We start from the raw sequence: 10348 nt of genomic DNA, 5'->3' as shown, positions 1-10348 counted from the left end.
GGCGCCGGCTTGTGGCCGGCGCCCGTCTTTTGGTGGGCGGGATCTGACGTCCCTGCCTCGGTTGGCGGCTTGCGCCGCCGTTCCCCTGGGGCTTGCTGCTTGTTCGGTGAGCCGTCGCGTTCGGTTTACTTCTTGCGCGCGGCGATGGATTTCTCGGCCAGGTTGACCAGGTCCACGCCGATCTGCTTTTTCCACTTGTCGTAGACTGGCTGCGTGATCTTGGCGAAGGCGTCGTGTTCGGCCGGGCTCAACGTGGTCACGGTGACGCCGTGGCCCTCGATTTCCTTGAGCAGCGACGGGTCTTCGGGCGTGACGCCCTTGCGCGCGATGACGATCTGCTGCTTGCCGGCGTCCAGCGCGGCCTGGCGCACGATGGCGCGGTCCTTTTCCGACCACGAATTCCACACTTCGCGGTTGACCACGAAGATCAGCGGATCGGCCACGTAGTTCCACAGCGTCAGGTACTTCTGGCCGACGGTGTAGAGCTTGGAGCCGGTGTAGATCGACAGGGGGTTCTCCTGGCCGTCGACCGCGCCGCTGGCCAGCGCCGGCTGGGCGTCGGCCCAGCTCATCTGGGTCGGGTTCGCGCCCAGCGCGGTGAACGTGTCGATGTACAGCGGCGAACCGACCACGCGCAGCTTCATGCCCTTCATGTCCTCGGGCCGCTTGATCTCGCGCTTGGAATTGCTGAGCTGGCGGTAGCCGTTTTCGCCCCAGGCCAGCGGCACCACGCCGGCCTTCTCGATCAGCTTGAACATTTCCTTGCCCACCTCGCCCTGCACCAGCGCGTCGATGGCGGCATAGTCGGGCATCAGGAAGGGCAGCGAGAACAGGTTCAGTTGCTTGACCTGCGGCGACCAGTTGATGGTCGAGCCCACGGCCATGTCGATCACGCCCTGGCGGATGGCGGTGAATTCACGGGTCTGGTCGCCCTGCACCAGCGACGTGCCGGGGTAGACCTTGATGTTGATGCGGCCCTGTGTGCGCTCGCGCACCAGGTTGGACCAGATCTCGGCGCCCTGGCCCCACGGGAAGGTGGTGCCGACGACGATCGACAGCTTGTATTCGGATTTGTAGTTCTGTGCCTGCGCGGCCAGGGGAATGGCGGCGACGGCGGCGGCGCACAGGGTGGCGCCAATCAGCTTGCGGAAATTCATGTTGCGTCTCCTCTCTTTGCGGGTCTGTCTGTTGTTGTCGTCAATCTCATGCCGGGCGGGGGCGTCCGGCTCCCTCAATAACCGAGTTTGTGCGGCAGCCAGAGCGCCAACTGCGGGAACGCCAGCACCGCCACCAGCACCAGGAACATCGCGCCCAGCAGCCATACGACCCAGCGCACGGTCGATTCCATCGGCACGCGCGCGATGCGGCACGACACCATCAGGTTGACCGCCAGCGGCGGGGTGAACTGGCCCAGCGCCACCTTGAGCGTCAGGATCACGCCGAACCACACCGGGTCCCAGCCGTAGGCCTTGGCGATGGGCGTCAGCAGCGGCACGAAGATCAGGAAGATCGAGATGCCGTCCAGGAACATGCCTACCGTCATCAGCAGCAGCACCAGCAGCGCCAGCACGCCCCATTCGCCCAGGCCGGAATTGACGATGGCGTGGGTGATCGGATCGATCACGCTGAGGGTGGACAGGGCCCAGGCGAAAATGCCGGCCAGCGTCACCACCAGCATGATGACGGCGGACAGTTCGGCGGCTTCGCGCAGGATCACGTACAGGTCGCGCAGCTTGATGGTGCGGTGGATGAACATGCCCACGAACAGGCCGTAGAACACGGCCACCACGGCCGCTTCGGTGGGCGTGAACCAGCCCAGCCGCATGCCGCCCAGGATCAATACCGGCGCGGCCAGGCCCCAGGAGGCCGCGCGCAGGCTCTGCCAGAAGGGCGGGCGCGGCAGGTGCGATTCCAGCATGCCCATCTTGTGCCGACGCGCCAGCCATACGGCCGGCACGATCAGCGCCAGGCCGGCCAGGATGCCGGGCACCATGCCGGCGGCGAACAGGGCCGGCACCGAGGCCTCGGGTACCAGCACGGAATAGATGATGAAGGCCACCGAGGGCGGGATCAGGATGTCGGTGGCCGCGCCGGCGGCCACCACCGAGGCCGAAAAGGCGCCGGGGTAGCCGGCGCGCGACATCGCCGCGATCATCACCGCGCCCACCGCCGCCGCGCAGGCCGGCCCCGAGCCAGAGATGCCGCCCAGGAACATCGCCACCGCGATCGACACCAGCGGCAGCATGCCGGGGCCGCGGCCGACGATGGCAATGGCGAAATCCACCAGCCGCTTGGCCACGCCGGAGCGGTCGAAAATGGAGCCCACCAGCACGAACATGGGAATCGCCAGCAACGGGTACTTGGCCAGGCCTGCGTAGAAGTTCTGCGGCACGGCCAGCAGGCCGTACCAGGGCGTATCCAGGTTCGACAGCACGATGGCCACGGTGCCGCCGATGCCCAGCGCCACGCCGACCGGCACGCCGATCAGCATCAGCGCGATGAAGACCGCGAACAGGATGCCGGCGATCATGCCTGGCCACCGTCGGTCTTGGGCAGCGGCGCCTTCCATAGGCGCCGCAGCGTGCCCAGGGTGCGCAGCGAAATGGCGGCGGCCATCACGGGCAGCCAGATGGAATACCACCAGGTCGGCACGCCGATGGCGGGCGAGGTTTCCTCGTAGATGAACTCGTCGGACACCAGTTTGACCGATAGCACCGTCAGCAGCACGAAGAACGCCAGCACGCAGAAGTTGGAGACCAGCGCCATGAGGCGCTGGCGCCGCGGCGAGCCATTGTCGGCCAGGATCTCGATGCGGATATGGTGGTTGCGCACGAAGGCCACGCTGCCGCCGGCCATGGTCAGCACGATCAGCAGGAATACCGAGATTTCCTCGGTCCAGGCGAACGATTGATCGGTGAAGTAGCGCACCAGCACATTCAGGAAGGTGATGATGGCCAGCGTCGCCAGCAGGATCACGGCCAGCCAGTCCTCGATGGCCAGCGGCACTTTCACGGCGGGGTCTGTTTCGGCGGGGATGATCGGTTCGACGGGCTCGGCGGGGGCTTCGGGGCGTGACATGTGAGGCAACGGCCAGCGCGGCGTGGGCGCTTTCTAGGTATGGAGTCGCTGCATCCTACCGTCGGGGCAAGGGCAGGGGTGTTCGTGTTTTCCCGCGCTGCGGTATGGCCGCAACATGGTGCGGCGCAATAGCGGGCATGCGCGGGGCGGCGGCCAACGCGCGTTAAACCGAGAGCAAGGCGGGAGTTGGGCGCCATATTGCTTTGCAGCAGGCGCGGCCTTGTGTCGCGGAATTCTTTTGTAACAAGAGCCAAAGCCGGACGAAATCGGGCCGCAGCGGGGCCACGGCACGCCGCGCTCCGGGAAAACCCCTTAAACAGGTAAAATCCCGCTTTTGCTCCCCTCCTTATACGGCGCCCGCATCGTGTCCCTTGTTCAGCATCTGCCTGGTTCCTCCGTCCTGTCCTCCTTTCGTCGTGACCGCCTGCTGGCGCAATTGAAGGAAGCCGGCCTGCCGGTGGCCGACATTTCCGCCCGCTACGAGCACTTCGTCAGCACCGACGCCGCCCTGACGGCCGAGCAGCAGCAGCACCTGACCCAATTGCTGGACTACGGCACCCCCGCCACCGGCGAGACGCCGGCCAAGAGCCTGGCGCTGCTGGTGATCCCGCGCCTGGGCACGATCTCGCCGTGGGCCAGCAAGGCCACCGACATCGCCCACAACTGTGGCCTGTCGGCCGTGCACCGCATCGAACGCGGCGTGCGCTACGTCATCACCCCCGAGCGCGGCCTGCTGGGCGCCAAGTCGTTCGACGCCGACATGCTGGCGCGCGCGGCCGACTGCCTGCACGACCGCATGACCGAAACCGTGGTCGACGCCAGCTTCGACGGCCAGGCGCTGTTCCAGCCGCTGGCCGGCAAGCCGATGCGCACCGTCGACGTGCAGGCGCGCGGCGCCGCCGCCCTGGTCGAGGCCAACAGCACCCTGGGCCTGGCCCTGTCGGACGACGAGATCGAATACCTGGCCAAGTCGTTCAGCGACCTGGGCCGCGATCCCACCGACGTCGAACTGATGATGTTCGCGCAGGCCAACAGCGAACACTGCCGCCACAAGATCTTCAACGCCCAGTGGGTGATCGACGGCCAGGAACAGCCCAACACGCTGTTCGGCATGATCCGCGCCACCCACAAGGCGCAGCCGGAAGGCACCGTGGTGGCCTACTCGGACAACGCCGCCATCATGGCCGGCGGTCCGGCGCAGCGCTTCCAGGCCGGCGTGCCGGGCGTGACCGGTGAGGGCGTCGACGGCGCCAAGTACATCCGCCGCGACACCACCGTGCACACCCTGATGAAGGTCGAGACGCACAACCACCCGACCGCGATCGCGCCGTTCCCCGGCGCCTCGACCGGCGCGGGCGGCGAAATCCGCGACGAAGGCGCCACCGGCCGCGGCTCCAAGCCCAAGGCCGGCCTGACTGGTTTCACCGTCTCGCACCTGCGCTTCGACGACGCCACGCAGCCCTGGGAAGCCGACCACCACGGCCTGCCGGACCGCATCGCCACGCCGCTGTCCATCATGATCGACGGCCCCATCGGCGGCGCCGCCTTCAACAACGAATTCGGCCGTCCCAACCTGCTGGGCTATTTCCGTTCGTTCGAGCAGACCGCCGGCGGCACGCGCTGGGGCTACCACAAGCCCATCATGATCGCGGGCGGCCTGGGCAGCATCGACGCCGGCCTGACCCACAAGAACGAGATCCCTCCCGGCGCGCTGCTGATCCAGCTGGGCGGCCCGGGTTTCCGCATCGGCATGGGCGGCGGCGCCGCCTCCAGCATCAGCATGGGCAGCAACTCGGCCGAACTGGATTTCGATTCGGTCCAGCGCGGCAACCCCGAACTGGAGCGTCGCGCCCAGGAAGTGATCGACCGCTGCTGGCAGCAGGCCGAGAACAACCCCATCATCGCCATCCATGACGTTGGCGCGGGCGGCCTGTCCAACGCCTTCCCGGAACTGGTCAACGATGCCGGCCGCGGCGCCATCTTCGATCTGAAGCGCGTGCCGCTGGAAGAATCCGGCCTGTCGCCCGCCGAGATCTGGAGCAATGAATCGCAGGAACGCTACGTCCTGTCGATCCTGCCGCATGACCTGGAGCGTTTCGACGCCATCGCCCGCCGCGAACGCTGCCCCTACGCGGTGGTCGGCGTGGCCACCGAAGAGCGCCAGCTGCGCGTGGTGGACGGCGAAGGCCTGCCGGGCCTGGACACGATCCGTCCGCAGGGCGAGGCCGAGGTGCGTCCGGTCGACGTGCCGATCGACGTCATCCTGGGCAAGCCGCCGCGCATGACGCGCGACGTGCGCCGCCTGCCGGGCGTGTCCGAGCCGCTCGACCTGGCCGGCATCGACCTGACCGAAGCGGCCTACCGCGTGCTGCGCCACCCCACGGTGGCCAACAAGTCGTTCCTCATCACCATCGGCGACCGCACCGTCGGCGGCCTCTCCAGCCGCGACCAGATGGTCGGCCCGTGGCAGGTGCCGGTGGCCGACTGCGCCGTCACCCTGGCTGACTACCAGGGTTTCCGCGGCGAAGCCATGGCCATGGGCGAACGCACGCCCATCGCCATGCTGAACGCGCCGGCCTCCGGCCGCATGGCCGTGGCCGAGGCCCTGACCAACCTGGCCGCCGCCGACGTGGCGCGCCTGGAAGACATCAAGCTGTCCGCCAACTGGATGGCCGCCTGCGGCGTCGACGGCCAGGACGCCGCGCTGTACGACACCGTGTCGGCCGTCAGCGAGCTGTGCCAGACCGCCGGCCTGTCGATCCCGGTGGGCAAGGACTCGCTGTCCATGAAGACCTCCTGGGAACAGGACGGCGAGCAGCGCCAGGTGGTGGCGCCGGTGTCGCTGATCGTCACGGCCTTCGCGCCGGTCGGCGACGTGCGCGCCAGCCTCACGCCGCAACTGCGCACTGACGCCGGCGACAGCGTGCTGATCCTGATCGACCTGGGCCGCGGCCTGCACCGCATGGGCGGCTCGATCCTGGCGCAGACCTACAACCAGGTCGGCGAGACCGTGCCGGACATCGACTCGCCGGAAGCCCTGCGCGCCTTCTTCGTCACCATCCGCACCCTGGCCGAGGCCGGCACGATCCTGGCCTACCACGACCGTTCCGACGGCGGCCTGTTCGCCACGCTGGTGGAAATGGCCTTCGCCGGCCGCACCGGCATCTCGGTCAACCTGGACATGCTGACCTTCGACCCGCAATCGGCCGATTGGGGCGACTACAAGATCCGTCCGGAACAGGTGGCGGTGCAGCGCGACGAACTGACGCTCAAGGCGCTGTTCGCGGAAGAAGCCGGCGCCGTCATCCAGGTGCCGGCCGCCCAGCGCGACGCCGTCATGCAGGTGCTGCGCGGCGCCGGCCTGTCGGCCCACTCGCACGTCATCGGCGGCCTGAACGGCGGCGACGAGGTCGAGTTCTACCGCGACGGCAAGAAGGTCTGGGGCCAGCCGCGCGCCGACCTCGGCCGCGCCTGGAGCGAAGTCTCCTACCGCATCATGGCGCGCCGCGACAACCCGGCCTGCGCCCAGGCCGAGCTGGACGTCTGGAACGACACGCAGGATCCGGGCATGAGCCCCAACGTGGCCTTCGACCCGCAGGAAGACGTGGCCGCGCCGTACATCAACAGCGGCAAGCGCCCGCGCGTGGCGATCCTGCGCGAGCAGGGCTGCAACAGCCAGGTGGAAATGGGCTGGGCCTTCGACACCGCCGGCTTTGACGCGGTCGACGTGCATATGACCGATCTGCTGTCGGGCCGCGTCGACCTGGCTCAGGTGCAGGGCCTGGTGGCGGTGGGCGGCTTCAGCTACGGCGACGTGCTGGGCGCCGGCGAGGGCTGGGCCCGCACCATCCGCTTCAATAGCAAGCTGTCGGATCAGTTCGCGGCGTATTTCGCTCGCCCCGACACCTTCGCGCTGGGCGTGTGCAACGGCTGCCAGATGATGGCCGCGCTGGCCCCGATGATCCCGGGCGCCGAGCACTGGCCGCGCTTCACCCGCAACCTGTCCGAGAAGTACGAGGCGCGCCTGTCGATGGTCGAACTGGCCAAGTCGCCGTCGATCTTCTTTGCCGGCATGGAAGGCGCGCGCATCCCGGTCGCGGTGGCGCACGGCGAAGGCTATGCCGACTTCTCGCAGCAGGGCGACGCCGGCCGCGTGCTGGCGGCGGCGCGCTACATCGACAACCGCGGCAACGCCACCGAGGCCTATCCGTTCAATCCGAACGGCAGCCCGGGCGGCCTGACCTCCGTCACCACCGCCGACGGCCGCTTCACCGTGATGATGCCGCACCCGGAACGCGTGACCCGCAACGTCATGATGTCGTGGGCCCCCGAGAAGTGGGGCAACGCCGACAGCGGCGGCCAGTTCAGCCCGTGGATGCGCATTTTCCGCAACGCGCGCGCCTGGCTGAAATAACGCAGGAGGGTCGCCCCGGCGGCCTGCCGCAGGCACTGAGGCAGTCAACAGCCCCACCGACGTCGGTGGGGCTTTTTCATGGGCTGCCGGTGGGCTTCGTGACAGCCATCCATGTAACCCAATGAGATATTTAACTTTTCATTGCAATAGGCCGTAAACAGTCCGACAGCCGCCCAAGGCTGCCCTCCGCAACCCCCGAGTGGCCCCCTCCCCATGTTCAAGAATCTGAGTATCCGCGCCGTCCTGACGACCGCGCTCTGTGTTTTTTTCGCCCTTTTCCTGGTCACCGGCATCGCCGTCTACCAGCAACTGACCTCCAACCGCACCTCGATCGAGGTGATGCTGGAGACCAACCTGGTGCGCGCCAATGCCGTTGACGCCGCCGGCTCCGAATTGCTGCGCGCCCGGCTGGTGCTGCTGGCGGCGCAGACCACGCTGCTGGAAGGCAAGAGCATCGACAACCTGGCGAGCATGCAGCGCCTGGACGGCTACACCAAGAAAGCCGCCGACCTGATCCAGGAGGCGCGCCAGAATCCCGAAATGTCGCCGGCCGGCAAGCCGCTGTTCGATGCGGTGCTGGTTGCCTACGATGTCTATCAGCGCGACGCCATCATGCCGATGATCGCCGCGATCCGCGCCGGCAAGGCGCATGACGCCAGCCGCCTGAACCTGGAAAAGGTCACGCCGCTGGGCATCGCCTTCACCCAGGCGATCCAGAAGTACGTGGACTTTGCCGACGAAATCGGCAAGCGCGTGGCGCGCGAAGCCAACGCCCGCATCAACGGCGCCATCGCCTTCCTGATCGGCCTGCTGGTGGTGGTGGCGGTGCTGGTGGTCGGGTTGTATGCGGTGTTCGCCCGTTCCGTGTTCCGCCCGCTGCACGAGGCCGGCCGCCTGTTCGACCGCATCGCCGGCGGCGACCTGACCAACCGCATCGAGCAGCGCGGCAGCAATGAAATCGGCGTGCTCTATGCCGCCGTCAAGCGCATGCAGGACAGCCTGGCGCGCACCGTGGCCGCGGTGCGCCAGGGCGTCGAAGAGATCCACACCGGTTCGCGCGAGATCGCCGCCGGCAATATCGATTTGTCCTCGCGCACCGAGCAGCAGGCCGCTTCGCTGGAAGAAACCGCCGCCAGCATGGACGAGTTGTCGTCCACCGTGAAGAACAACGCCGACAGTTCGCGCAGCGCCTCGCAACTGGCCTCGGCGGCCTCCGACGTGGCGACCCGTGGCGGCCAGGCGGTGGGCGACGTGGTCGGCACCATGCGCGCCATCGCCGACAGCTCCAACCGCATTGCCGACATTGTCGGCGTGATCGACGGCATCGCCTTCCAGACCAACATCCTGGCGCTCAATGCCGCGGTGGAAGCGGCCCGCGCCGGCGAGCAGGGCAAGGGCTTCGCGGTGGTGGCCAGCGAAGTGCGCGCGCTGGCGCAGCGCAGCGGTCAGGCCGCCAAGGAGATCAAGGGCCTGATCGACGATTCGGTGCAGAAGGTCTCGATCGGTTCCGACCAGGTCGAAGCGGCCGGCGCCACCATGCAGGAGATCGTGGCGTCGGTGCGCCGCGTGACCGACATCATCAACGAGATCTCCAGTGCCTCGGAAGAGCAGTCGCAGGGCATCCAGCAGGTCAACCAGGCGGTGTCGCAGATGGACAGCGTGACGCAGCAGAACGCCGCGCTGGTCGAGCAGGCGGCGGCATCGGCGGCGTCGCTGGAAACCCAGGCGCAACGCCTGCGTGACGCGGTGGCGGTGTTCAAGCTGCAGACCGGCCGCGTGATCGAGGCGCAGGCGCCGGCATTGGGACACGCGGGCGAGCCGGCGCTGCTGGGCGGTTGAAGCGGTCACCCCGCCGCGTTGCGCCTTACTGATCCAACTGGATCCTGGCGTCGGCCGCCACGTTCTTCCACTTCTTCACGTCGCTGGCGATCACGTTCTTGAATGCTTCCGACGTGCCGGCCACTACCGTGCCGCCCAGGCTGGCCAGCTTGGCCTTGACCTCGGGGTTGTTGAGCGCCTTGACCGAGGCGTCGTGCAGCTTCTGCGTCACGTCGGCCGGCAGGCCCTTGGGCGCCAGCAGGCCGTTCCATGCGTTGGCCTCGTAGCGCGGCAGGCCGGCTTCCTTGAAGGTCGGCGTGTCCGGCAGTTCCGGCGAGCGGCTGTCGGCGGCGATGGCCAGGGGACGGATCTGGCCGCTCTTGATGTACGGCAGCGAGGCCGGCACCGGTTCCCAGATCATCGACACCTGGCCGCTGATGACGTCGGTGAAGGCCGGACCCGCGCCGCGGTAGGCGATATGCATGAGCTTGGCGCCGGTCATCGACTTCATCAGTTCCATCGCCAGATTGCCCAGGCCGCCCGCGCCCGACGAGGCATAGGTGTACTTGTCCGGGCTGGCCTTGGCGGCGGCGATCAGGCCGTTCAGGTCGGCGGCGGGGAAGTCCTTGGTCACGCTCAGCACGCCCGGCACGGTCACCAGTTGCGTGATGGCGGTGAAGTCCTGCACCGCGTCATAGGTCAGCGTCTTGTAGACTGCCGGGTTGGTGCCGTGGGTGCTGGACGAGGCCAGCAGCAGGATGTAGCCGTCCGGCGCCGAATCGGCCACGAAGCGCGTGCCGATCGAGCCGCCCGCGCCGGCCTTGTTCTCGACCACCACGGTGGCGCCCAGTTCGGTGCCCAGTTGCGCGGCGAACACGCGGCCGATGATGTCGGCGGTGCCGCCGGGGGCGAACGGCACAATCAGGCGCACGGGCTTGTCGGGATAGTCGGCCTGCTGCGCCGAGGCTGCGCCGGCGATCAGCGAGGCGCCGCTCAGCAACGCCACGGCGATTGCGGTTTTGGTCAGTTTCATGGTGT

6 protein-coding genes are annotated in these 10348 nt (G+C 67.9%); 2 read left to right on the top strand and 4 right to left on the bottom strand.

The window, feature by feature from the left end; all coding sequences use genetic code 11:
* Nucleotides 1-125: 125 nt before the first annotated feature.
* The 3 genes from AC6LKG_RS22545 to AC6LKG_RS22535 all read right to left on the bottom strand — a co-directional run bounded on the left by AC6LKG_RS22545 (nucleotide 126) and on the right by AC6LKG_RS22535 (nucleotide 3078).
* Nucleotides 126-1157 carry a DctP family TRAP transporter solute-binding subunit gene (locus tag AC6LKG_RS22545; RefSeq protein WP_498168376.1) on the bottom strand — a complete coding sequence of 344 codons (1032 nt, stop codon included), beginning with the start codon at nucleotides 1155-1157 and terminating at the stop codon, nucleotides 126-128.
* A gap of 74 nt (nucleotides 1158-1231) precedes the next feature.
* Nucleotides 1232-2530: a TRAP transporter large permease gene (locus tag AC6LKG_RS22540; protein WP_498168373.1), complete on the bottom strand. Its 1299-nt coding sequence runs from the start codon at nucleotides 2528-2530 to the stop codon at nucleotides 1232-1234.
* Entirely contained in the window at nucleotides 2527-3078 is a 552-nt protein-coding gene (locus AC6LKG_RS22535) for a TRAP transporter small permease (protein WP_498168370.1), read from the bottom strand. Before AC6LKG_RS22535 ends, AC6LKG_RS22540 begins: the two co-directional genes overlap by 4 nt.
* A 364-nt stretch (nucleotides 3079-3442) precedes the next feature.
* Between AC6LKG_RS22535 and purL the strand changes: the two genes are divergently transcribed.
* Nucleotides 3443-7492: a phosphoribosylformylglycinamidine synthase gene (gene purL, locus AC6LKG_RS22530; protein WP_498168368.1), complete on the top strand. Its 4050-nt coding sequence runs from the start codon at nucleotides 3443-3445 to the stop codon at nucleotides 7490-7492.
* A 213-nt stretch (nucleotides 7493-7705) separates the two neighbouring features.
* Complete coding sequence (locus AC6LKG_RS22525; RefSeq protein ID WP_498168367.1) at nucleotides 7706-9331, top strand: methyl-accepting chemotaxis protein; 1626 nt, start codon at nucleotides 7706-7708, stop codon at nucleotides 9329-9331.
* Nucleotides 9332-9356: 25 nt separating this feature from the next.
* Here the strand turns inward: AC6LKG_RS22525 and AC6LKG_RS22520 are convergent, their stop codons facing one another.
* The gene (locus tag AC6LKG_RS22520; RefSeq protein WP_498168364.1) at nucleotides 9357-10343 is read right to left on the bottom strand and encodes a Bug family tripartite tricarboxylate transporter substrate binding protein; all 987 of its coding nucleotides are present in this window, start codon (nucleotides 10341-10343) and stop codon (nucleotides 9357-9359) included.
* Nucleotides 10344-10348 lie beyond the last annotated feature (5 nt).

The sequence above is a fragment of the Achromobacter sp. 46006 genome (assembly GCF_059761975.1).
Note: the sequence above shows the minus strand (reverse complement) of the source record. Positions and strands in the feature narration are given on the sequence as shown.

What these genes read in the sequence shown, in the direction of transcription:
- AC6LKG_RS22535 (WP_498168370.1), bottom strand. Translation starts at nt 3,078, where the DNA reads ATGTCACGCCCCGAAGCCCCCGCCGAGCCCGTCGAACCGATCATCCCC.
- AC6LKG_RS22545 (WP_498168376.1), bottom strand. Translation starts at nt 1,157, where the DNA reads ATGAATTTCCGCAAGCTGATTGGCGCCACCCTGTGCGCCGCCGCCGTC.
- AC6LKG_RS22520 (WP_498168364.1), bottom strand. Translation starts at nt 10,343, where the DNA reads ATGAAACTGACCAAAACCGCAATCGCCGTGGCGTTGCTGAGCGGCGCC.
- AC6LKG_RS22540 (WP_498168373.1), bottom strand. Translation starts at nt 2,530, where the DNA reads ATGATCGCCGGCATCCTGTTCGCGGTCTTCATCGCGCTGATGCTGATC.
- AC6LKG_RS22525 (WP_498168367.1), top strand. Translation starts at nt 7,706, where the DNA reads ATGTTCAAGAATCTGAGTATCCGCGCCGTCCTGACGACCGCGCTCTGT.